At 69.2% G+C, this 23559-nt stretch carries 22 protein-coding genes; 10 read left to right on the forward strand and 12 right to left on the reverse strand.

Features of this window, described 5'->3' with window-relative positions:
• Positions 1-17 precede the first annotated feature (17 nt).
• Both INQ48_37380 and INQ48_37385 read left to right on the forward strand, forming a co-directional pair.
• Entirely contained in the window at positions 18-671 is a 654-nt protein-coding gene (locus INQ48_37380; GenBank protein ID QRF61079.1) for a TetR/AcrR family transcriptional regulator, read from the forward strand.
• A gap of 258 nt (positions 672-929) precedes the next feature.
• Positions 930-2606, forward strand: a complete 1677-nt coding sequence (locus INQ48_37385) for a tannase/feruloyl esterase family alpha/beta hydrolase (protein QRF61080.1) — start codon at positions 930-932, stop codon at positions 2604-2606.
• Between the two features lie 31 nt (positions 2607-2637).
• On the opposite strand, the gene INQ48_37390 is transcribed toward INQ48_37385, so the two are convergent.
• Entirely contained in the window at positions 2638-3540 is a 903-nt protein-coding gene (locus INQ48_37390) for a LysR family transcriptional regulator (GenBank protein ID QRF61081.1), read from the reverse strand.
• 91 nt (positions 3541-3631) lie between these two features.
• On the opposite strand from INQ48_37390, the gene INQ48_37395 reads away from it, so the two are divergent.
• The 7 genes from INQ48_37395 to INQ48_37425 are packed head-to-tail and all read left to right on the forward strand — an operon-like array spanning position 3632 to position 11228.
• The gene (locus INQ48_37395) at positions 3632-4627 is read left to right on the forward strand and encodes a tripartite tricarboxylate transporter substrate binding protein (GenBank protein ID QRF61082.1); all 996 of its coding nucleotides are present in this window, start codon (positions 3632-3634) and stop codon (positions 4625-4627) included.
• Positions 4628-4641: 14 nt separating this feature from the next.
• A complete protein-coding gene (locus INQ48_37400; protein QRF61083.1) occupies positions 4642-6078 on the forward strand; it encodes an amidohydrolase family protein in 1437 nt (478 codons plus the stop codon).
• A gap of 11 nt (positions 6079-6089) precedes the next feature.
• Complete coding sequence (locus tag INQ48_37405; protein ID QRF61084.1) at positions 6090-6533, forward strand: hypothetical protein; 444 nt, start codon at positions 6090-6092, stop codon at positions 6531-6533.
• Between the two features lie 21 nt (positions 6534-6554).
• On the forward strand, positions 6555-7067 hold the full coding sequence (locus tag INQ48_37410) for a nuclear transport factor 2 family protein (GenBank protein QRF61085.1): 513 nt from the start codon (positions 6555-6557) through the stop codon (positions 7065-7067).
• A gap of 18 nt (positions 7068-7085) precedes the next feature.
• The gene (locus tag INQ48_37415) at positions 7086-8102 is read left to right on the forward strand and encodes a tripartite tricarboxylate transporter substrate binding protein (GenBank protein ID QRF61086.1); all 1017 of its coding nucleotides are present in this window, start codon (positions 7086-7088) and stop codon (positions 8100-8102) included.
• Positions 8103-8133: 31 nt separating this feature from the next.
• On the forward strand, positions 8134-9816 hold the full coding sequence (locus INQ48_37420; GenBank protein ID QRF61087.1) for a GMC family oxidoreductase N-terminal domain-containing protein: 1683 nt from the start codon (positions 8134-8136) through the stop codon (positions 9814-9816).
• Complete coding sequence (locus tag INQ48_37425) at positions 9813-11228, forward strand: amidohydrolase family protein (GenBank protein ID QRF61088.1); 1416 nt, start codon at positions 9813-9815, stop codon at positions 11226-11228. The genes INQ48_37420 and INQ48_37425 overlap by 4 nt, the downstream gene beginning before the upstream one ends.
• Positions 11229-11277: 49 nt before the next feature.
• On the opposite strand, the gene INQ48_37430 is transcribed toward INQ48_37425, so the two are convergent.
• The 7 genes from INQ48_37430 to INQ48_37460 all read right to left on the reverse strand — a co-directional run bounded on the left by INQ48_37430 (position 11278) and on the right by INQ48_37460 (position 18405).
• Positions 11278-12744 (reverse strand): gluconokinase, encoded by a 1467-nt coding sequence (locus INQ48_37430; protein ID QRF61089.1) that lies wholly within the window; start codon positions 12742-12744, stop codon positions 11278-11280.
• Between the two features lie 13 nt (positions 12745-12757).
• Positions 12758-13585, reverse strand: a complete 828-nt coding sequence (locus tag INQ48_37435; protein ID QRF61090.1) for a carbohydrate ABC transporter permease — start codon at positions 13583-13585, stop codon at positions 12758-12760.
• Positions 13582-14463, reverse strand: a complete 882-nt coding sequence (locus INQ48_37440; GenBank protein ID QRF61091.1) for a sugar ABC transporter permease — start codon at positions 14461-14463, stop codon at positions 13582-13584. Before INQ48_37440 ends, INQ48_37435 begins: the two co-directional genes overlap by 4 nt.
• Before the next feature lie 64 nt (positions 14464-14527).
• Positions 14528-15784, reverse strand: a complete 1257-nt coding sequence (locus INQ48_37445; protein QRF61092.1) for a sugar ABC transporter substrate-binding protein — start codon at positions 15782-15784, stop codon at positions 14528-14530.
• Between the two features lie 50 nt (positions 15785-15834).
• Positions 15835-16938, reverse strand: a complete 1104-nt coding sequence (ugpC, locus tag INQ48_37450; GenBank protein QRF61093.1) for a sn-glycerol-3-phosphate ABC transporter ATP-binding protein UgpC — start codon at positions 16936-16938, stop codon at positions 15835-15837.
• A gap of 13 nt (positions 16939-16951) precedes the next feature.
• Positions 16952-17506, reverse strand: coding sequence for an SIS domain-containing protein (locus INQ48_37455; GenBank protein QRF61094.1), 555 nt, complete (start codon positions 17504-17506; stop codon positions 16952-16954).
• Positions 17503-18405: an NADP-dependent phosphogluconate dehydrogenase gene (locus tag INQ48_37460; GenBank protein QRF61095.1), complete on the reverse strand. Its 903-nt coding sequence runs from the start codon at positions 18403-18405 to the stop codon at positions 17503-17505. The genes INQ48_37455 and INQ48_37460 overlap by 4 nt, the downstream gene beginning before the upstream one ends.
• A 195-nt stretch (positions 18406-18600) precedes the next feature.
• On the opposite strand from INQ48_37460, the gene INQ48_37465 reads away from it, so the two are divergent.
• Positions 18601-19578 (forward strand): MurR/RpiR family transcriptional regulator, encoded by a 978-nt coding sequence (locus INQ48_37465; protein ID QRF61096.1) that lies wholly within the window; start codon positions 18601-18603, stop codon positions 19576-19578.
• A 7-nt stretch (positions 19579-19585) separates the two neighbouring features.
• Here INQ48_37465 and INQ48_37470 read toward each other — a convergent pair whose 3' ends face one another.
• The 4 genes from INQ48_37470 to INQ48_37485 all read right to left on the reverse strand — a co-directional run bounded on the left by INQ48_37470 (position 19586) and on the right by INQ48_37485 (position 23549).
• A complete protein-coding gene (locus tag INQ48_37470; protein ID QRF61097.1) occupies positions 19586-21217 on the reverse strand; it encodes a hypothetical protein in 1632 nt (543 codons plus the stop codon).
• A 100-nt stretch (positions 21218-21317) separates the two neighbouring features.
• Positions 21318-22028 (reverse strand): MOSC domain-containing protein, encoded by a 711-nt coding sequence (locus tag INQ48_37475; GenBank protein QRF61098.1) that lies wholly within the window; start codon positions 22026-22028, stop codon positions 21318-21320.
• A complete protein-coding gene (locus tag INQ48_37480) occupies positions 22025-22717 on the reverse strand; it encodes a glutamine amidotransferase (GenBank protein QRF61099.1) in 693 nt (230 codons plus the stop codon). Before INQ48_37480 ends, INQ48_37475 begins: the two co-directional genes overlap by 4 nt.
• Positions 22718-22748: 31 nt before the next feature.
• Positions 22749-23549 (reverse strand): aldolase, encoded by an 801-nt coding sequence (locus INQ48_37485; protein ID QRF61100.1) that lies wholly within the window; start codon positions 23547-23549, stop codon positions 22749-22751.
• Between the last annotated feature and the right edge of the window lie 10 nt (positions 23550-23559).

A 23559-nucleotide genomic window follows, 5' to 3' on the forward strand; every position in this document is an offset into this window, starting at 1 on the left:
AATGTCAGAATCGCGCCATGACCATGCAGGACACCCCCGACCAGAGTTCCGAGCCCGTGGAGCAGGGGCCGCGCGGCCGGCGCCGCCGGCAGCAGACGCACGACGCCATCCTCGAAGCCGCGCGCGAGGTGCTGCGCGTGCACGGCTACGCGCGCTTCGCGATGGAGCAGGTCGCGGCGCTGGCCGGCGTATCGAAGACCTCGATCTACCGCCGCTGGCCGAGCAAGGGCGCGCTGCTGATCGAGCTCTACATGGAGGGCCTGCCCGACACGGCCATCGTCGAGGACGCGGCCTCGCTCAAGAGCGAGTTGCGCCGCTACCTGGTGTCGACGGTCGAGCGCGTGCAGGACCGCGAATGGCGCACGATCCTCAGTTCGCTCGTGGCCGAGGCGCAGTACGACCAGGCCACCGCCACCTTGCTGCGCGACAAGGTGGTGCTGCCGCGCCGCGAATCGGGCCTGCGCCTGCTGCGCAAGGCCCAGGAGCGCGGCGAGATCGCGGCCGACGTCGACCACGACATCGTGCTCGACCTGCTGTTCGGGCCGGTCTGGTATCGCCTGCTGTTCGAGCATGCGGAGCTCGATGCCGATTTCGCGAAGCGGCTGCTGGCGCAGGTCGAGAAGATGCTGTTCGTGCCGAAGGCCGCGGGCAAGGGCGCGCGGGGCGCCTAGGCTCCGCTTTCATCATCGCCTCGCGAGGCGAAGTTGCCGCTCACGCGCAGGGCGGCACGTCTCCGTGCCCATGCCATCGGCTTGCGCGCCGCGCGCCACATGATTGTTTTTGCCATCCGGATGCGGCCTTTCGCAATCGCTACGCGCGAACTCGCCACGTAGCATCCGCGGACTTTTCGCAACTGCCTTGCAAGTGGAAGGCACAGGTTGCGGCTAGTGCCGAGGTCGCATCAACAACTTCAACGGAGACAAAGATCCATGCGGGGATTCAAGAAAAGACGCGTCTTGCCATTGCTGGCTGTCCTGCTTCTTCAAGCGTGCGGCGGCGGTGGAGGAGGCGGTGGCGCCATCCAGATCGATCCGTCGGCGGTCGCCACGACACAGCCGCCACCGTCGCCGCCTTCGGCGGGCACGGCATGCGCCGCACTTCGGGGTGCCAAGGTGGACGGGGCCGCGATCGGACTGCCGACCCAGGGCGCAACGGTCACCGAAGCAGCGCTCGTGCCGGGCACGGGCCAGGCGGGCGAGCATTGCATGGTCAAGGGCCGCATCGCTTCCGTCTCCGAAGGGGCACAGGACATCGTGTTCGCCCTCGCGCTCCCCACGAACTGGAACGGCCATGCGATGCACTTCGGTGGCGGCGGATTCGACGGCGTGGTTCCGGATCTCGTGACCACGCCGCTGACATCGGGCGCCAGCCCGCTGCAGCGCGGGTACGCCATCTTCGCCGGCGACTCGGGGCATCAGGCGCCTCCGACCGACCCCTTCCATACCGCCTTCGCATCGAACGGCGAAATGCTCCGGAACTACGCCGGCGATGCCTTGAAGAAGACGCGCGACGCGGCGATGAAGCTGATCGGCCTGCGCTACGGGAAGGCGCCAGCCAAGACCTATTTCATGGGCGGCTCGAAGGGCGGTCACGAAGGCATGCAGGTGATGCAGAAATGGCCCGCCGACTACGACGGCGTGGTCACCTACTTCCCGGCCTATGCCTACATGCCGCAGATGATGACCATCCAGGTCGCAACGCGCGCGCTGTGGGGCAATGGCGGCGTCGGCTTCCTCGATCCGAAGAAGCTGCAGGCGCTGCGCACGGCCGAACTCGCGGCCTGCGATGCGCTCGATGGCGCCGCCGACGGCATCGTCGGCAACCTCGCCGCATGCACGTTCAAGCCGCAGAGCCTGCGTTGCAAGGGCGGCGCGGATGCGGGAGACGATTGCCTGTCCGATGCCCAGATCAAGACGGTCGAGACGCTGCAATCGCGCACCGAGTTCTCCTATGCTTTCAAGAACGGCGCGACCGGCAACCCCGGCTTCCTGCCGTCCACCGACTACGCCTCGGTGCTCGGCGCGACCGCGACCTTTCCGGTGCCTCCGAATCCGCTGCTGCTGGGCGCCCTGGGTGCGTTGCCAGACGCCTTCATCCGCAATGCGGTGCTGATGGATCCCTTGGGCCTGTCGATCGGCCTCGATGGCGCCTCACCGGGAAGCTACCTGCCGCGCATCCAGGAGCTGTCCGCGGTCATGGACGCCACGAGCACGAACATCGAGCCCTTCGTCGCGCGTGGCGGCAAGTGGCTGCTGGTGCACGGGACCTCCGATCCGCTCATCACCTTCCAGGGTTCGGTCGACTACTACAACGCGCTGCTGCTGAAGCTCGGCCGGCCCCAGGTCGATGCCTTCCTGCGCTTCTACCAGGTGCCGGGATACGGGCACGGCACCGGACACTTCAATGCGACCGGCGGCATTCCGGTGCTGGACGCGCTCGAGGGCTGGGTGGAGCAGGGCAAGGCGCCGGGGGAACTGGTGGCAACCGACGCCAACCCCGCGACGGCCGGACGCACGCGGCCGCTTTGCATCTATCCGAGCTGGCCGAAGTACAACGGGTCCGGCGACTTGAATGCGGCGGGCAGCTATCGCTGCGCGACGAGCTGACGCAGTCCATCCGGTCGGCTTCTCCCGTTCCTCACGTCGACTTCTTCTTGCGCGGCAAGGAAGTCTCCAGCAGATCGATGAACGCCTTCGCGGCAGGGCCGGGAAGGCGCGAGGTCTGCCACACGAGATGGATGGGACGCTCGAGGCCTGGCGAAAGCACGGGCACCAGCGCGACCTTGCTCGCATCGAAGAACGGGACGGCGATGCTGGGCACGACGCTGATGCCGAGGCCCGCCGCGACGAGGCCCGCGACGGTCGGCAGGTGCTCCACTTCCATCACCTCCTCGACGGCGATGCCGCGCATCGCGTGTTCCAGATGCTGTCCGATGCTGCCCGAGCGGGCGTAGCGGATCAGGGACGCACCTTCCAGGTCCCGCAGGTCGACCCGCTTTCGCGAGGCGAGCCGATGGTCCGCCGGGCATGCGAGCACGAACGACTCCTGCATCAGCACACGGTACTGAAGGCCCGCGAGCGGGCCCGGCGCGCTGAGGATCGCGAAATCGGCCTGCCGCTCGCGCACCAGCTCCATGCACTTCGGAGGCAGGTGGTCGAACAGATCGACGCGGATGCCCGGATAGCGGGCGCGGAAACGCGCGATCAGCGGCGGCAGCCAATGGGCCGCGAAGGGCGGTGAGGTGGCGACCGCGACCCGTCCCTTGTTCATGCCGGCGTGATCTCGCAGGTCGGCACCGATCTCGTCGAGCTCCGCGACGATTCGCCGCGCCGAGGCGACGAGTCGTTCGCCGTCGCCCGTCAGGCTGACACGGCGCCTGTCGCGGTCCACCAGCCGCAGGCCGACCTCGGCTTCGAGCTTCGCAATCATCTGACTGAACGCGGACTGCGTCACGTTGCATCGCTCCGCGGCCTGCGAGAAGTGCCGGAGCTCGTCCAGCGCGATCAGCGCACGCAGCACGCGGGTGGAGACGTTGATCAATTTATCTACTCACAGGACGCAAAGAATTAATTTTACTGAACGAAACCCGCTGCCTAGGATTCGCTCCACGACAACGGCAAGGAGCCGAACCATGAGACAAGACACACGACGCCACTTCTCCGCCGCGCTCGGCGCGGCCGCCTTCTGGGCGATATCGGGCATGTTCTCGCCGAGCGCGGGTGCGCAGCCTTATCCGAGCAAGCCCATCCGCCTCGTCATTCCCTGGCCCGCGGGCGGCAGCACCGACGTGCTGGGCCGTGCGCTCGGCGTCGAGCTGGGCAAGCAGCTCGGGCAGCCGGTCATCATCGACAACCGGGCGGGCGCGGCCGGGAAGATCGGCACCGCCATCGCGGCGAAGGCACCCGCCGACGGCTACACCATCTACCTGGGCACCGTCGCCAACTTCAGCGTGGCCGCGGCGTGGGAGCCCTCGCTGCAGTACGACCCGATCAAGGATTTCTCTCCCGTGGCCTACGTGGCCGACTCGCCGGCGATGCTCGCCGTCAGCAGCTCCCTGCCGATCCACGACATCAAGGAACTGCGCGACTACATCCGCCAGTCGGGGCGCCAGATGTCCTATGCCAGCGCGGGCGAAGGCAGCGGCTACCACCTGATGGCCGAACTCTTCAAGCTGCAGGCCCGGCTCGACCTGCTCCATGTTCCGTTCCAGGGAACGCCGCCCGCGGCGACGGCGGTGGCTGCCGGCCAGGTCGACATGACCTTCGATGCCGCCGGGCTCAAGCCCTTCGTGGAATCGGGAAAGCTGCGGCCGATCGCCGTCACGGGCAACGAACGATGGGCCTTCGTGCCCGACGCCGCCACCTTCGCGTCGCAGGGCGTGAACAACCTCGAGGGCAACAGCTGGTTCGCGATCTTCGCGCCCGCGGGCACGCCGGCCGATGCCATCGACAAGCTCAACGGCGCCATCAACAGGTCGCTCTCCTCGCCCGAGTTGCTGGCGGTGCTGAAGGCCAATGGCTACATCCCGGTGGGCGGCACGGCCGCAGCGCTGGGCAGCATGGTGGCGAAGGACATGGCCAAGTGGAAAGACGTCGTGCAGAAGGCCCATCTGCGCGCCGTGAAGTAGCAGGCGCGGGCGCGATGAGAACGAAACGAACGCTGTTCAAGGGCGCGACCATCCTCACGATGGACGACGCGCTCGAGGACCTGGCTCCTGGCGATCTTCTGGTCGAGGACGATCGCATCGCCGCGATCGGGCCGTCGCTGGCGGTCGATGACGCCGAGATCGTCGATGCGAGCGGCATGGTGATGTGCCCGGGCTTCGTCGACACGCACCGGCACACGTGGCAGACGCCGCTGCATGGCGTGCGCACGGACTGGAACCTGCTGGACTACATGACCTACATCCGGGGCATGTACTGCATCAGCTACGACCCCGAGGATGCCGAGCTCGCGAACCGGGTCGGCGCGCTGGAGGCACTGGATTCCGGGATCACGACGCTGGTCGACCATTCGCACCTGCAGCTGTCGGAGGCCCATTCCGATGCGTTGGCGGAGGGCTTCCTGAGCTCGGGCATCCGTGGCATCCATTGCTACGGCACCTACCGCAACCTGGCCTTCCGGCCCGGCGAGCCGGCGCAGCGGCTTCCCGAACTGCTCGGCGAAGTCAACGGGCCGCTGAACGAATGGCACCGGCGCAACGCGGCGCGGGTGCGGCAGAAGTACTTCGCCGACGACTCGGCGCGGGTTCGCTTCGGCATCGCCTCGCGCGAGTTCGAGACGCTCTCCGAAGCCGGTTCGATGCTCGACGAACTGCGCTGGGCGCGCACGCTGGCACCGGCGCGCATCAGCATCCACGTGGGCATGAGCGCCAATGAGCCGCTCGACGTGGTACGCGCGTTGCACGAGGCCGGAGAGATCGGCCCGGACCTGCTGTTCGTCCATGGCAACCATCTGCCCGACGAGGTACTGCGCATGGTCATCGACGGCGGCGCGTCGATCAGTTCCGCCATCGAGATCGAGATGACCTACGGCGCCTGGCCCGTGGTCGAACGCTTCACGTCGATGGGCGGCCGGTCGAGCCTCGGCATCGATGCCACCATCGACTTCGGCGGCGACATGTTCGGCCAGATGCGCGCGCTGCTCAACACCTGGCGCCTGGAGCGGTCGCTGAGGAATCCGCTGCGGATGACCCGCAAGGTCCATCAGAAGAAGGTGCTGGAGATCGCCACCGTGCGAGCCGCCGAGGCGATCGGGCTCGGCGAGATCACGGGCAGTCTCGTGCCGGGCAAGAAGGCGGACCTGCTGCTGATGCGCACAGACGGCATCGGGCAGGCGCCGATGTGGGATCCCTATGCGGCGATCGTGAGCTACGGGCATGCGAGCCTGGTCGACACCGTGATGGTCGACGGCCGCTTCGCCAAGCGCCGCGGCCAGCTGGTCGGGATCGACTGGCCCGCGGTTCGTGCCTCGCTGCAGCGCTCGAAGGAGAACATCCAGCGCCGGTTCTCGCTCGTTCCCGAGCAGCCCATTCGCGCGCGCTGGGCACAGGGCTTTCGCATCGAGATCGCGGACTGAGAGGTTGCGGAATGCTCAAGACCCTGCCGCCGGCACTCACGCCCGACCTGCTCTGGATCCTCGCCGCGATGGGTCATGGCGATCGCCTGGTGCTGGCCAATGCGAACTACCCCGCCTATGCGTGGCATGCGCGGCATGCGCGCACCGTGCCCCTGCCCGGCGTGTCGCTGGTGGAGGCGACCCGGGCCATCGCGCAACTGATGCCCGTCGACGACCTGGCGGAAGCGCCGGTCCAGCACATGGTCGCGGATGACGAGCGGGACGAGTTGCTGGCCGTGCATCGCGATGTGCAGCAGGTTCTCGAGGCGGCCGAGCGCCGCCCCGTCGCCATGAAGCCGCTGTCGCGCGCGGAGTTCCTCGAACTGGCCGCCACGGCCTTCGCCACCGTGCACACCACCGACAACCGTCCCTATGGCTGCTTCGTCATCGCCAAGGGCGTGGTGCGCAACCCCTGACTACTTTCCTTGGAGCCAAGAATGTCCCTGAACGAAATGGCGGTGCTCGCAGCCCGCGTACAAGCGCTGGAAGATCGCAGCGCGATCCTCGAAACCCTGAACGAGTACGGGCAGGCACTCGACTATGGCGACGTCGAACGCCTGGTGGACTGCTTCACGCAGGACGCGGTGCGCGAGACACGCCGCCCCGACGGCACCGTCAACCGATGGGAGGGCGCCGCGGGAACGCGGGAGTTCGCGACCACCCACACCCATGCGCCCGACAAGTACCACAAGCACCTGGTGCTCAACAGCACGGTGAAGCTGCAAGGCGACACGGCGGACGTGGTGAGCTACATGTTCCGCTTCGACGCCGCCGCCAGCGACAAGTCCTATGTCTGGGGCATGGGCAAGTACGTCGACCGGATGCAGCGAGGCGCCGATGGCCGCTGGCGCATCGCGCTGCGCGTGACCTTCATCGAGGACGACTGGCCGGGCCGCTCGCGGCCCGCGACCGGACTGGTCCTGTCGGGTGCCGACACCGCGCGCGCCTGAACCGCCATCGGAGACACCATGAACATTCGATCCAGGGCGATCGGGAAGATCGTCCTTTGCGTGTCGGCCTGGGCGGCCCTGACCTCGCTTCTTTCCTCGGCCCATGCCCAGGAGGCGGCCTTTCCCGTCAAGCCGATCCGGCTCGTGATTCCGTTTCCGGCGGGCGGGCCGACCGATGCCCTCGGTCGCCGCATCGCGCAGACGCTCGGCGAGTCGCTCGGCCAGCCGGTCGTCGTCGACAACAAGCCAGGCGCCAGCGGCATCATCGGCAGTGCCGAAGTCGCCCGTGCACCGGCGGACGGCTACACGCTGCTCTTCTCCAATTCCGATGTCTTCATCAACGTGACGGGCATCGTGAAGAAGATGCCCTACGACCCCTTGCGCGATTTCGCGCCGGTGTCGCTGCTCGCGAGGTACGGCGTGGCGATGATGGTGCGGCCGGACATGCGGGATGCCGCGGGCGTGCCGGGCCTGCCGGGTGTGCTCAGGGCGATCCAGGCGAACCCCGGCAAGCTCAGCTACGGATCCTGGGGACCGGCCACCTATCCGCACCTGATCGGCGAGGCGCTCGCCCGGCGCGCCGGCGCGCCGCTGGTGCACGTGCCCTACCGCGGCGCCTCGCCCGCGCTGCAGGACCTGCTGGGCGGCAGCATCGACATCGCCTTCCTCGGCACCGCCGTGGCCGCGGGCTATGCGCAGAAGGGACAGGTCAGGCTGGTGGCGGTGACGGGCGAGCGGCGCGATCCGCTGGCGCCGGACGTTCCCACCTTCGCCGAGCAGGGCATGGCGGAGGCGCTGGTGCGCATGTCGCCCTGGATCGGCGTGGCGGCGCCCGCGCGCACCCCCGATGCCGTCGTGCACAAGCTGCAGCAGGCGCTGGTCGACGCCCTGGCCACGCAGGAGGTTCGCCGCACCCTGCGCGACCTCAGCATGGAGGCCGTCGGTTCCACGCCGCAGGCCTTCGGTGCGCAGCTGCGCAACGACTTCCCGTGGATGACCGACCTGATTCGAGCGGCCGGTGTCGTCGCCGAATAGCACGGGCCGCTCCCAGCCAACGATGGATGACATGCAGAACGACTACCTGATCGTCGGCGGAGGAACCGCTGGCGCCGTGATCGCGGCCCGGCTCTCCGAAGACCCCGCCTGCCGCGTGGTGCTCATCGAGGCAGGCGACGACGTCGTCCCCGGCGACGAGCCGGCGGACATCCGCGATCCCTTTCCCGCGGCCACGCTCAACCCGCACTATTTCTGGAGCGGGCTGACGGCAACCGCCTCCGACGGCGGCGCGCCGGCGCCCTATCCGCAGGCGCGCGTGATGGGCGGCGGCTCCAGCATCAACGGTCTCTATGCGCTGCGCGGCGTGCCCTCCGACTACGCACGCTGGGCCGAAGCGGGCGGCGGCGACTTCTCGTGGGATGGCGTGCTGCCGCGTTTCCGGGGCATCGAGAACGACCGCGACCGCCAGGACCAGCGGGCGGGCTGGCATGCCGTCTCGCGCACGCCGAAGGAGCAATGGCCGGACTTCGTCCGGGCGATGGAACAGGCGGCCGGACGCGACGGGCTGCCTTTCGTGCCGGACATCAACGAGCAACCCGGCGACGGCTTCTTCGCGATGCCGAATGCCATCGATGCCGAGGCGCGCGTGACGACCGCCGGCAGCGTCCTGACGCCCGAGGTCCGCGCGCGAGCGAACCTGCGGATCCTGCCGAACACCGTCGCGACCCGGCTGCGCACGCAGGCGGATACCGTCGTCGGCGTGGATGCGATCCAGAACGGCGCGACGATTCGACTGAGCGCCGATCGCGTGGTCGTATGCGCCGGTGCCATCCATTCGCCGACGTTGCTGCTGCGTTCCGGCATCGGCCCGGCGGACGAACTCGCGGCGCTCGGGATTCGACCGGTTCTCGACCGCGCCGGCGTGGGGCGCAATCTGCAGAACCATCCGTACATGTTCTTTGCGCTCACGCTGCCGCGCGGCAAGCGCGTGGCCCCGGACCTGCGGCGCTTCGCGCTGGCCGGTATCCGGTCGTCGTCGCGGATGCCGGACTGCCCGCCCAGCGACCTGTTCAACTTCATCATCGGGCGCGTGAGCGGCGAGTCGTACGGTCCCGATTTCGCGCTGGTGGGAAGCGCCCTGTATGCGCCGAAGTCCCGCGGATCGGTGCGGCTGCGAAGCGCCGATGAACGCGATGCGCCGGACGTCAACTTCCGCTTCCTCTCGGACCCCGCGGATGCGCCGCGGATGGTCGCCGCCGCGCGCCAGGCGGAGCGCCTGCTTCGCGATTCGGCGGTGCTTGCCCAGTACCACGAGGCCTTCCTGCTGCCGGGCGCGCTGGCCATCAAGCAGTTCAACCGGCCCGGCCTGGCCGGCAAGGCGCTGGCGCTCGCGGCGCAGGCGGCCGCCAATTCGCCGGCCATGCTTCGCCGCCGGATCTTCGGGCGAGCGTTCAACAGCGGCCCGCCCGCGGTGCACCGCGGGGGTGGAAGGGCGATCGCGGATGCGCAGATCCTCTCGTCGATCAGTCCCATGGGACATCCGGCGGGCACCTGTGCGATGGGCCGCGCGGCCGATCCGATGGCGGTGGTCGACCCGACGTTTCGCGTGCACGGCATGAAGAACCTGTTCGTCGCCGATGCCTCGGCGATGCCGGTCGTTCCCAGTGCCAATACCAACCTTCCCACGATCCTGCTGGCCGAGATGGCGGCCGAGCGCATCGGTGCCTCCACCTTCGGCCCATTCGTTTCATGACTTCCGCTTCTCAACGAATCCTGATCGCCGGCGCCACGGTGGTCTCGATGGACGATGCCCTGGGCGTCGTCGACAACGCCCGACTCGCCATCGACGGCGAGCGCATCGCATCGCTTTCGAGCGGGGCCTGCGAAGCGCCGAGCCCGGGCGACGTCGAAGTCATCGACGCGCGCGGCTTCATCGTGATGCCGGGCTTCATCAACGCGCACATGCACACCTGGCAGACGGCGCTGCGCGGCGTGGCCAGCAACTGGACGCTGCTCGAATACTTCCGCTGGATGCACGCGGGCCTGGCGACGCGGTTCACGCCCAACGATATCCACGTCGGCACCCTGGCCGGCGCCCTCAACCAGCTCGACTGCGGCACCACGACGCTGGTCGACTGGTGCCACAACAATCCGACGCCCGAGCACACGGATGCCGCGGTCGACGCGCTGGAGCGCAGCGGCATCCGCGCGGCCTTCTTCCATGGCAGTCCGAAGCCCGATCCGAAGCCCGGCCAGGCGCCCTTCTGGGAGGTCGCCCATCCGCGCAGGGAAGTGGAGCGACTGCTGGCGCAACCGCGCTTCGGCACGGGCCGGCGGCTGAGCCTGGGCATGGCCGTGCTCGGTCCGCATTACTCGACGCTCGATGTCGCGCGCGCGGACTTCAGGCTGGCGCGCGAGCTGGACCTGACGGCCTCGATGCACCAGGGAGGCGGTCCGGCACGCGCCCCAGGGGGCTGGGAGGTGCTCGAGCAAGAGGGCCTGCTGGGCCCGCGCATCAACATCGTGCACGGCAACGATCTCACCGATGCGCAGCTCGACCGCTTCGTCGGCGCCGGCGTCTCGTTCTCGGTCACGCCCGAGAACGAGATGACGCAGGGCCACGGCCATCCGATCGTCGGCCGCCTGCGCGACCGGGGCGTTGCCGCCTCCATCGGCGTGGACCTGGAGTCGGGCCTGTCGGGCGAGATGTTCACGGCGGCGCGCATCGCGCTGGTCCACCAGCGCTCGCTCGACAACCAGGCGTTTCGCCAGGCGGCGCGAGGCACCGATCCCGTCATTCCGCCGACCTCCACCCTCCGGACGATCGACGCCCTGCGGTGGGCGACGGTCGAGGGTGCGCGCATGCTGGGCCAGCTCGACCGCATCGGCACCGTGACGCCCGGCAAGCAGGCCGACCTGGTGTTGATCGACGCGAGGCGCCCCAACATGCAGCCCCTGCACGATCCCGTCGCTGCCGCGCTCATGCAGACCAGCCTGGCCAACATCGATTCGGTGATGGTCGCGGGCAGATGGCGCAAGCGCGGCGGCCGGCTGGTCGGCGACGACCAGGTGCCGCTCGATCCCGAGCGGTGGCTGGCGCCGCTGAGGGAGTCGGGGCGTCGTCTGGCCGCGGCGGTGGGATGGCATCCGGCGCACAGGGCCTGATACCGATGCTGTTCGTCGCCGAGGCGACGACGAACACCGGGCGAACGAACTAGAACCCCGCGCCCTTCATCGCCGCATCGAAGCGAAGCTGCCGCTCCAGCGCCACGCCATACGTCTCGTGAGCCCCCGCATCGAAGCGCACATGCTCGGTGAACTCGAAAGCGAAATCCGCCAGCCCGCCGACACCAAGGCCTTCCAGCGCCAGCAGCGCGGCCCCGCGCAGCGAGGCCTCGTCGATTGCCGACACCTGCACGTCCTGCCCGATGCAGTCGGCGACGATCTGGCGCCAGGTGGCCGAGCGCGAGAGTGCGCCGCCCGTGACGACGATGCGCCGCGCGGGCCGCATGCGCGCTTCGAGCTGCTGCTTCAGGCCCGCGAAGCGCAGGCCGACGCTCTCGAGCATGGCGCGATGGATCTGGGCGCCGCTGGTGGCGGCCGTGATGCCCGCGATGCAGGCGGTGCGGCCGTCGATCCAGTCGGGGCTGCGCGCGCCCAGCACATAGGGCAGCACCGCGAGGCCGTGCGAATCAGGGGCCATCGCGGCCACCTGGGCATCGAGGTCCGGCGTGGCGCCTTCGAACAGGCCGCGTGTCCAAGCGGCCGAGGCGCCGCCCTCTGACATAGCCATGCCGCCCGCGAGCCGGCGCGCATCGACGCGATAGCACCAGAGGCCCGGATCGTCCAGGCGCGCCTCGTGCGCGTCCCACACCACGCGCATCGAGCCGCTGGTGCCGAGCATCAGCACCAGGGTGTCGCGGTCGATGCCGCCGACCCCGATGTTCGAGCAGGCGCCGTCGCCGGTGACGGGGAACCAGGGCACGCCCTGCAGCCGCGGCCAGCGCTGCGCGAACTCGGGCACGAGCTGGGTGCGCGGCTGGTCGGTCACCGGCGGCAGCATCGACACGGGCACGTCCGCGACCGCGAGGGCCTCGGGATGCCAGCCGAGCGACCACAGGTCGAACAGGCCGGTGCCCGAGGCCATCGAGACCGAGGTGCCGAGATCGCCGAAGAGGCGCGCCAGCAGGTGGTCGGCCGCCGACACCCAATGCGCGGTGGCGGCCCAGGCCACGGGGCGCGACTGCCGCAGCCACGGCAGCTTGGCGGTCCAGTAGCTCGAATGCACGGGGCAGCCGGTGTCGGGGCGCAGCGCGGCGGCGCGATGGCCGGGCTCGCGCTGGCCGGCCGCGATGGCGCCCGCGCGGCGATCGGCCCAGCTCAGCACCGCGGTGGTCGGCGCGCCGTGCGCATCGAGGCCGAGCAGGCTGTGCCAGAAGCAGCTGATGCCCACGCCGAGGATGCGCGTGTCGGGCGAGGCCTTCAGCACCTGGTCGATGGCTTCGATCACGCCGCGCGCCAGCGCCTCGGGATCGATCTCGGCCATGCCGGTGGCATCGGTGCGCAGCAGGTTGGCACGCTGCGAGGCCGGCCCATGGGGCATGCCCGCGAGGTCGAACAGCGCGGCGCGCGTGGAGGAAGTGCCGATGTCGATCGACAGGACGGCGGAGGTGCTTCTCATCGGGCGATGCAGCTCAGCCCTTCACGGCGCCCATGGTCAGCCCCTTCACCACATAGCGCTGGAAGATCATCGTGAGAACCAGCGCCGGCGCCATGATCGCGACCGAGGCCGCCATCACGCCGCCCCAGTCGATCTCGGCGTACGAGAGGAAATTGAACACGGCGATCGGCAGGGTCTTGGTCTTCTCCATGCTGAGCACCTGCGAGAACATGAAGTTGTTCCACGAGAAGATGAAGGCCAGCGTGGTGGCGGTGATCACGCCCGGCCCCGACAGCGGCAGGATGATCTTGAAGAAGGCGTACTGGCGCGAGGCGCCGTCCACCATCGCCGATTCCTCCAGGTCGCGCGGCAGCGCCTCGAAGTAGCTCGCCATGATCCACACCACGATCGGCAGCGCGATCAGCATGTGGCTCAGCACCAGCGCGGTGTAGCTGTCCATCAGGTTCAGGCGCGAGAAGATGATGTACCAGGGCATCAGGAACGAGATGCCCGGCATCAGACGTGCCAGCAGGATGAACATCGCGAGCCGGCGCTGCGTGAAGCGCGCGATCGAATAGGCGGCCGGCAACCCCAGCAGCAGCGAGAACCCGACGGCCAGCAGCGCCACCGTGGTGGAGTTGATGAAGTACTTGACGAAGTCCTGCTCGCCGAACACCTTGCGGTAGTTCTGCAGGGTCGGGCTGAACACCAGCTTGGGCGGCCAGGCCACGATGTCCACCTGCGTCTTGAACGAGGAGGCCAGCATCCAGGCGAAGGGGAACAGCACGATCAGCACCATGGCGATCACCGCCAGGTAGAACAGCACGCGCGGCAGCAAGGAACGGTTCGACGGTGTGCTCATGTGTTCTCGCTCAGCTTGCGCAGCCGCGTGATGGCGAGGCTGCAGGCGAAGACCACGAGGAACAGCACCACCAGGACCACGGCCGCCTGGCCCATGCGGAAGTATTCGAAGCTGTACTTGAAGCCCATGATGTTCAGTGTCTCGGAGGCATAGCCGGGGCCGCCGCCGGTCATCGCGAAGATGATGTCGAATGTCTTCAGCGCGTCGATCAGCCGCAGGATCAGCGCGGTGAGGATCACCGGCATCACCATCGGCAGGGTCACGAGCCGGATGATCTGCCACTCGCTGGCGCCGTCGATGCGCGCCGCCTCCACCGGTTCGTCGGACAGCGAGGCCAGGCCCGCGAGCACGATCAGCGTGATCATCGGCGTCCATTGCCAGACGTCGACCAGCACCAGCGAGATGAGCACGGTGTCGGCATGCGATACCCACGAGCCCGTGGGCAGGCCGAACGCCTGCAGCACGTAGTTGGCCAGGCCGATGGTCGGATCGTAGAACAGGTTGAACACGATGCCCACCGCGACCGGCGTGGCGACCAGCGGCAGCAGCAGCAACAGCTTGGCGAGCGCGCGGCCGATGAAGGCGCGGTTGAGCAGCAGCGCCGCCGCCACGCCGAGCACGCCCTCGATGCCCACCGCGAGCACGGTGAAGGCGACGGTGCGCCACAGCGCATGCAGGAAGCGCGGCTCGGTGAGCACGCGCACGTAGCTGTTCACGCCCGAGAAGGAAGGCGGCATGCCCGAGGTGAGCGTCCAGTTGGTGAAGCTCAGCCAGGTGGTATAGAGCACCGGGAACACCATCAGCAGCGCGACGAAGAGCACCGCCGGCAGCGGAAAGATCCAGTGCAGGTGGCGCTCGGCGCGGGTGGAGTGGATCATGCGGCCTCCGTCGGGACTGGGTTCGATCGGCGATGCCGGGGCGCCGCCGCCCCGGTGGCCCCGCTCACTTGCCGTACTCGCCGGTGTCGCGCAGCAGGTCGTTCACCTTGGCCGCGCGGTCCTTGGCCATCGCCTCGATTTTGGTCGAGGTGCCCTTCGAGTTGATCGACTCGATGATGACCTCGCCGATCAGGTCGCGCGCCTCGCCCACGGCGCTCATGAAGGGCTTGTCGGCCGGGTAGCCGTTCTTCGCCGCGAAGGTGCGCGTCTCGACCAGGCCCGGGTTGACCTTGGCGAGCACGGCCTTGTCCTCCCACACCGAGGAGCGCGCCATGGTGATGTTGGCGAGCATGGCGCGCGTCGCCAGGTCCTTGCCGGTGGCCCAGTCGAGGAAGGTCTTCGCGAGGTCCTTCTTCTTCGACTGGCTCGCGATCGACATGCCCCAGGCCGTCACGTAGAACGGCGAGTTGGTGACCGGTCCGGCCGGGAAGTTGGCGATGCCGATCTTGTCGGCGCCGATGGAGGTCTTCGCGGGATCGACGAGCTGGCCGTAGAACACCGAGGCATCGGTCCACATCGCGACGCGGCCGGCCTGGAACAGCGGCATGATGTTCTCCCACGACATCGAGGTCACGCCCTTCGGACCGTAGCTGCCGACCACCTTGCCGTAGTAGCGGATCGCATCGACCGCGCCCTTGGAATCGAAGGCCGCCACGCCCTTGTCGAGGTACTGGCCGCCGTGGTTGTAGACGTAGCTCGAAAGCTGCGTGACGGCGGCCGCGCCCTTGCCGCGCGCCGCGAGACCGGCCACGCTGTCGGAGTTGAGCTTCTGCGCGGCGGCGGCGAGCTCGTCGAAGTTGGTCGGCACCTTGAGGCCCGCGGCGGCCAGCAGGTCCTTGCGATAGAACAGCACCTGCCATTCGGTCACCAGCGGCACGATGCTCGGCTTGCCGCCGTAGGTCGACACGCTCATCGCGGTGGCCGGGTAGTCGGCGAAGTCGTAGCCCGCGAGCGGTTCGAACCAGTTGTTCTTCGCGAACAGCTTGCCTTCCTGCAGCGGCCGGGTCATGAACACGTCGACCGACGAGGACTTGGTCGCGAACTCGGTCGTGAGCTTGGTCGAGAGCTGGCTCTCCTGCAGGCTCTCGGCATTGACCTTGATGCCGCTCTGCTTCTCGAACTCGGGGATCGCGGCCTTGAGCAGCTCGCCGTAGGGATGGTTGGCGAGCAGCACGCGGATCTCCTTGGTCTGCGCCAGGGCCGGGCCGCCGATGCCGAGCGCGAGCGCGGCGAGCAATGTGGTCTTGAGGGTCTTGTTCATGGTGTCTCCAGTTGAAAGGGGCGCCTTCTTTGCAAGGGCGCTCGGGTGCGTCAGCCGATCGCGAGCGCGGTGGCCGGGTCGAACAGGTGCGATTTCTCCATCTTCACCTTGAGCCGCAGCACATCGCCCACGCGCAGCGGCGTGTCGGGCGTCTCCATGCGCGCGACGATCGAGTGCGCGCCGCAGCGCAGGTAGGCGAAGATCTCCGAGCCCAGCGTCTCCACGACCTCGGCTTGGGCCTCGAAGCCCGTGGCCGGGTCGAAGGGCGCGTCGGCGCGCGCGAGCGAGATGTCCTCGGGCCGCAGGCCGAAGACGACGTCGCGCCCCGCGTGCGCCTGCAGCGGCTGCGCCAGGCGATCGGGCAGCGCGAGCCGCAGGCCCGGTGCCTCGACGTACAGGCGGCCGTCGGTTGGCTGCAGCTTCGCCTCGAGGAAGTTCATCGCCGGCGAGCCGATGAAGCCCGCCACCAGCCGGTTGGCCGGGCGCGAATACACCTCCATCGGCGTGCCGCTCTGCTGCAGCACGCCCTTGTTCATGATGAAGATGCGGTCGGCCATCGTCATGGCCTCGACCTGATCGTGCGTGACGTAGATGATCGTGGTGCCCAGGCGGCGATGCAGCTTGCTGATCTCCGCGCGCATGGCCACGCGCAGCTTGGCGTCGAGGTTCGACAGCGGCTCGTCGAACAGGAAGAGCCGGGGCTTGCGCACGATGGCGCGGCCCAGCGCGACGCGCTGCCGTTGGCCGCCCGAGAGCTCCTTCGGCTTGCGCTCGAGCATCTCGCCCAGGCCGAGCACGTCGGCCGCCTCTTCCACGCGCTGGTCGATCTCCTTCTTCGGCATCTGCCGGATCTTCAGGCCGAAGCTGATGTTGTCGCGGATGTTCAGGTGCGGATAGAGCGCATAGCTCTGGAACACCATCGCGATGTCGCGGTCCTTCGGCGGCATGTCGTTCACGCGCGTGTCGCCGATGTAGATGTCGCCCGAGGTCACGCTCTCCAGGCCCGCGATCATGCGCAGCGCCGTGGTCTTGCCGCAGCCCGAGGAGCCCACCAGCACGGCGAATTCCTTCTCCTCGATGCGCAGCGAGAGGTCGTCGACGACCTGGGTGTTCCCGAATCGCTTGACGACGTTCTTCAGTGTCACGCCTGCCATGTCGTGCCGCCGTTCACTGCAGGTTGGCGTGGCGCGCATCGAGCTGCGCGTCGGCCACGCCGAGCCGCTGCTGCACGTGCCAGGCCAGCGCGTCGCCCAGCAGCAGGATGGCCTGCTCGAACAGCGAGCCCGCATGCTGCACCGTGCCGACGCCGTGGCGCACGGGCAGGCACAGCACGGTGTCGGCGCCCTCGGGCGGCTGGCGCACCGTGGTGACGAGCGCCACGGTGGCGCCGGCCTTGCGCGCGACGGCGATGTGCTCGAGCGTGGCCTTGGTCCTGGCCGAGGCCGAAACCGCCACCAGCAGGTCGCCCGCGCCGATCGCGGGCGCGGTCGGCTCGCCGGCCACGTGCACCTGCACGCCGATGTGCATCAGCCGGATGGCGAGCGCGCGCACCATGTTGCCCGAGCGGCCCTGGCCGCTGAAGAAGACGCGGCTGGCGCCGAGCACGGCCGAGGCCAGCGCGCCGAGCTGCGCATCGTCGAGCGCATCGAGCACCTGCCGGTGTTCCTCGATGACCGCGGCATAGCGCGCGCGCAGCGCGGCGGCGGACGACAGCCCGTTCATGCGGCCGCCTTCACGACCGCATGGCCGCCGATTTCGCGGCGCAGCGCCGCGATGCTCTTCATCGTGGGCGAGTCCTCCTGCTGCGAGCGGAAGCGAGCCTGCAGCGCGGCCGAGATCGTCGGCGTGGGCACGCGCAGGCGGATCGCCTCCTCGAGTGTCCAGCGGCCCATGCCCGAGTCGGCCACGTGGCCCTTGATGCCGGGCAGCGCGGGATCGGCGTCGAGCGCATGGCACAGCTTCTCGAGCAGGTGCGAGCGGATCGAGCAGCCGCCCTGGTAGGCGTGCAGCGTGGCATTGATGTCGACCTGCATGTCGGAGGCCATCAGCAGCTCGTAGCCTTCGCCATAGGCCTGCATCAGCGCGTACTCCACGCCGTTGTGCACCGCCTTCGCGAAGTGGCCCACGCCGCTGCCGCCGACGCGTGCATAGGCGCCCGGCGCGGCCAGCGCCTCGAAGACGGGCACCAGCCGCTCGAAAAGCGCGGGCTCCGCGCCGACCAGCAATCCGCAGCCGTCGCGCGCGCCCTGCGTGCCGCCGCTCACGCCCGCGTCGACCAGCGTCACGCCGCGCTCGCGCAGCGCGGCCGCGAGGCGGCGCGTGTCGCGGAAGTCGGAGTTGCCGCCGTCGACGATGGTGTCGCCCTCTGCGAGCATCGCGCCGAGCGTCTCGATCAGCGCGCAGGTGCCCTGGCCCGGTGGCGTCATCAGCCACACCACGCGCGGTGCCTTCAGGTGCGCGACCAGCGCGGGCAGGTCGGCCGCGACCGCGATCCCCTTGGCGCGTGCCGCATCCTGCGCGGCGGCCTGGCCGTCGTGGGCCAGGACCTGGTGGCCTGCCGCATGCAGGCGATGAACCATCGCGCCACCCATCCTGCCGAGTCCAACGAATCCGATTTCCATGTCTGTGTCTCTGTCTCCAAGAATGGGCGTGGAGTAAAGCACAGCGAAAGTGAAGCACAAAGAAGTAAATTCTTTTCAGGAATCGGCTTCGGAAGAAACCCATTTTCCGAGGGCACGCGGGCGTTTTCAGGGGGCTTCGGCGTGCCCGAAAACGCTCAGGGAAATCCCTTGGCACCGAGGTCTTACGATGCAGCGATGAACGACCGAAGGAGACCCCCGCGCGCCCCCGCGCAGGACCACGAGAACGGCACCGCCGATCATCCCGCACCGGCGCCGGACGACACGGCGAATGCATCGAGCGGCGTGCCGCGTTCGCACGTGCAGCTGCGGCTCGAGGGCGTCTACGGTTCGCTGACGCCCGCGGGACAGAAGCTGTGCGACTTCATCCTGCAGCACCCCGAGCAACTGCTGCACATGACCATCACCGAACTCGCGCAGGCGGCCGGCGTCAGCGATGCGACGGTCACGCGTCTGTGCCAGGCGGTCGGCTACCTCGGTTTCTCCGAATTCCGCGTGCTGTTCGCGCGCGACCAGGCCGTGGCCCATCAGCGCGCGGTGGGGCAGCTGAAGTCCACCGATGCCTCCGAGGAGATCCGCGACAAGGTGATCGCGGGCACGGTCGCGAGCCTCAACGACACCTGCACCACGCTCGACCTGCGGGCGCTGCAGCGCGCGGCCAATGCGATCGCGAAGGCGCGTCGCGTCGATGTCTACGGCGTGGGCGGCAGCGCGGCCGTGGCGCTCGACATTCGCCACAAGCTGCTGCGCCTGGGCATTCCGATCACCGCGCATTCGGATGTCGACATCATGGCGATCTCGTCCTCCACGCTCTCGGCGGACGACGTGGCGATCGGCGTGAGCCACACCGGGCGCACCGAGCCGGTGGTGGCCGCGGTGCGGCGCGCGCGGCTCGGCGGCGCTGGCACCATCGGGCTCACGCATGCGCCGCAGTCGCCGCTCGCGGAACACTGCGATGCCGTGCTCGCCTACGCGGCCAAGCGCACCGCCTTCTCGGCCGACTCGCTCACCGGCCGCATCGCGCAGCTGGTGATCGCCGACATCCTCTATGCCACGATCGCGAGCTCGACCTACGAGCAGTCGGCGCTGCTGGTCGACCAGGCCAACGTACTCGCCGATTCGCGCCGCATCGGCGCGCGGCGCCGGGCCGAATGAACCGCTGCTAGCGCGGCTTCGACGACATCTCCCACACATCCGGCGTGGTCGCGACCAGGCCCTTGAGGTCCGTCCATTGCTGCGCTTGCGGCAGCGCGGTGCGCCCCTGCACCGCCGCCGTCGCGAAGGCGACCATGCGGCCGCGCACGCGGTCGAGTTCCTGCTTCGGCCAGGTCTCCATCGAGTGCGGGCCGCGCGAGACGACGATGTCCTTGAGCCCGCGCACGCGGTCGTAGGCCGCGACCGTGCCTTCGAGGCTTTCCGCGCGGTCCCACAAGCCCTTGGCGAAGAACACGGCGGGCCACTTCGGCATGTTCGCGAGCACCGCCGAGTTGGGATAGAAGGCGACGTAGTTGTCGGCCGCCATGCCGCCGAGGAAGAGGTTGCGGTCCGCGAGGTCCGGTGCCTCGGGCAGGTAGCCCGCGCCGCTCACGAACGAGGCGTAGAGGATCGCGCCCTTGATGTTGGCGTAGCCCTTGGGCGCGCTGCACTGCACCGTCGGCATGTCGTAGCTGCAGCCGCCGGCGTAGTTCTTGGTCATGGCCCAGCCGGTGGTCATCGAGCCGCGCGAGTAGCCCAGCAGCAGCAGCGGAATCTCGCGCGACTTCATGCCGGCCATCAGCTTGCCGGCCGCCGGCGCGCCCTCGAGCTCCTGGCCCGAGGCCATCAGCACGCGCAGGCCGCGACCGCTGTCCATCTGCGCGAGCACGCGGAAGATGTCCTCGCTCTGCTCGAGCGTGTTGGTGTCGCTGAAGCCGCCCGACAGGCCTTCGCCGCGCCGGTCGTAGGCCAGCACGTCGAAGCCCGCGCGGTTCAGCGCATGCAGGTGGTCGCGCCAGAAGCGCATGCCGGGGCCTTCGGTGGTCGCGTTGGGAAAGCGCACCGAGGTCGCGCGGCGCGTGGCGGGATCGACGCGCACCGTCACCTCGTCGGGATGTTCGATGGCCGTGAGCTGGCCGCCGCCGCCCGGGCTCATGATCACCAGTGCGCGCTTGCGGCCGCCGCGCCCGTCGTCGACGCCCGCGCCTTCCACGTACCAGCCGCGCAGCTTGATGTCGCCCTGCATGTTGAGCTTGAGGCGCTCGAGCGGATCGCGCGGCACGGTGAACTCGACCACGTGCGTGCGGCCGTTCGCCTCGGCCACGGCTTCGTTGTAGGGCGCTTTCGCGAAGAAGCCCGGCTTGCGGATGTCGCGCAGGTTCACCTGCCCGTCGGAATCGATCTTGCCGACCGGATCGACCATGCCGGTGACGCGCGTCGCGCGCTCCTTGTTCGGCGGCAGCCAGCGCTGCATCTGGTCGTTGATGCGCTTGAAGCAGGCCGCGTCGCTCTTGCACGCGGCCCAGCGTTCCTTGAGCTTGGCGTCGGTGAACTCCTGCACGTGGAAGTCGCCCGCGTAGCCGGCGGGCGCGTGGGCGGCCGTCAGCAGCAGGGGCACGCAGCGCGACGTGCCGTCGGCTTGGCGCAGCGTGTAGCCGGGCAGCTCGGCGTTGCGGTCGGTGCCGACCCAGGCCTTGCAGTCGGTGGGCGGCACGGCGCGCGTGACGGGCATCGAAGAGTTGGGAGCGGTGGTGCAGGCGGCCAGGGCGATGCACGCGGCGATGGCGGCGGCAGCCGGCCGGAATGTCGGGAAGGGCATGTGTCTCCTGTGCGCGGGTGTCTCCCGCGGTCGATGTCACATGTTCGCGGATGGCGCTGTCAGTCGGCTGTCCGTGGGCTGCGGGTATTCCCGCCTTGCATCAGCCCGGGTCCGCGCCCGGCACGCACAGGCGCGGTGTCCAGTCCTCGACCTGCCGCGAGGCCGCGCGGCGCCGGAAGGTGGCGCGCCAGCGCTCGGCGAGCGCGGGCAATTCGGCCGCGCGTTCCCACTCGGGCGCGAAGCGCTCGTCGCGCGCGAACAGCAGGGCGATGAGGCGCGACAGCGGCCACCCGGGATGCGGCCGCTCGACCAGCGCGATCGATGCGCCACGTTGCACCGGCCCGGGCTGCAGCACGCGGTAGTACCAGCCGGTGCGGCCGCTGTCCTGCATCTCGCGCGCCATGCCCAGTTCGCCGAAGCGCACGTCGAGCTTCCAGCAGGGCTGCCGGCCCTGGGACACCTGCACCAGCGCCTCGCCGAGCCGCAGCACGTCGCCGATGCAGACGCTGGATTCGTCCCAGCCCATGGTCGAGAGGTTCTCGCCGAAGGCACCGGGCGCGGCCAGCAGGTCGTGGCGGCGGCTCCATGCGGCCCAGGCGCCGTAGTGCTCGCGCGGATAGTGGTGCACCGCTTTCTCAGGACCGCCATGGATGCGCAGGTCGGCCTGCGCGTCGCCCGCGAGGCCGGTGGCCGAGAGCCACAGCGCATCGTCGCTCGGCGACTTGACGATGCCGCTTTGCGTGCGTCCATCGGCCAGCGGCGCGACGGGGCCCGTGAGCAATGCGTCGATGCGTGCCGGCGCCAGCGTCATGCGAGCTGGCCCAGCCAGGCGCGCAGCATCGCCGAGGCGCTTGCTTGCGGCGCGTTGCCCTGCTCGGCGCTTCGGGCGCGCAGGGCCGGAACATCGATTCCGGCCTGCGCGAGTTCGCACGCATGGCCGATGAGCCAGGGTTCGATGCGCGCGGGATCGGCCTCGGGATGGAACTGCAATGCGAGTGCGTTGCGGCCATGGCTGAAGGCCTGGTGCGGCGTGAGCGGCGTGCTCGCGAGCAGCTCGGCGCCCTCGGGCAGTTCGAAGGTGTCGCCATGCCAGTGCAGCACCGGCACGTTGGCCAGCGGCGCGAGGCACGACGCCTGGCCGGCCGCGCTCAGCGCGACCGGCGCCCAGCCGATCTCCTTGGTGCCCGAGAAGTAAACACGCGCGCCGAGCGCGCTGGCCATCAGCTGCGCGCCCAGGCACAGCCCCAGCGTGGGCCGGCCCAGCGCGAGGCGCGAACGCAGGCCCGCGATCTCGTCGTGCAGGAAGGGATAGAGGCCGGTGTCGTGGGCGGCGATGGGGCCGCCGAGCACGACGACCAGGTCGGCCTCGCGCCATTCCGCGGGCTCGAGCGGCGAGACGCCGGCCTGCCGGTAGTCGATGGTCCAGCCGGCCTCCCGCAGGACCGGCGCGAACAGGCCGAGGTCCTCGAAGGCCAGGTGCTGCAGCGCGATGCATCGCATGGCAGGCTCCTCTATCGAAAGGCGATGGAACTCAGGCCGCGCGCAGGCAGTCCGCGTTGCGCGGATCCTTGAGCGAGCGGCGCGCGTAGTACTCGAAGGCCACGGTGTTGCGGCGCGGGCGCACGATCCAGTCGTGCGCTTCCTTCGCGAGGCGGTGGTCGATCGGCCGGATGGTGCCGGCCGCGGCGGCCAGCAGGTGCATCCTGGCGGCGCGTTCGAAGGCGATCGACAGCACGCAGGCCTCCTCGATGCTCGTGGCTGCCACCAGCAGGCCGTGGTGCGACAGCAGCAGCGCGCGCTTCTGGCCGAGCGCGGCCGAGATGAACTCGCCCTCCTCGTTGCCCACGGGCACGCCGGGCCATTCGCCGACGAAGGCCACGTCGTCGTAGAGCACGCAGTTGTCCATGTGGCTGATCTTCAGCGGCTCCTCGAGCATGCCGAGCGCCGAGGCATGCAGCGCGTGCGTGTGGATGATGCAGTTGACGTCGGGCCGCGCGCGGTACACCCACGAGTGGAAGCGGTTCGCGGGATTGGGCATGCCCGCGCCGTCGAGCACGTTGAGGTCCTCGTCGACCGTCAGCAGGTTGTCCTCGGCGATCTCGTCGAAGCCCAGGCCCAGGCGCTGCGTGAGGTATTCGCCGGGCTTGCCGGTGCGTGCCGTGATCTGGCCCGCCAGGCCCGAGTCGTGCCCGTTGTCGAACAGGATGCGGCAGGTCAGCGCGAGCTTCTGCCGCGGCGTGTAGCGGCTCTCTGCGAAATGCTGGTCCATCTGGACGATGGATTGAGCGACGAGTTCTTCCTTCGCGAGTTCGAAGGTGTCTTGCAGCGCCATGGGATGGTTC

The sequence above is a fragment of the Variovorax paradoxus genome, assembly GCA_016806145.1.
In the GTDB taxonomy this organism is placed as follows: domain Bacteria; phylum Pseudomonadota; class Gammaproteobacteria; order Burkholderiales; family Burkholderiaceae_C; genus Variovorax.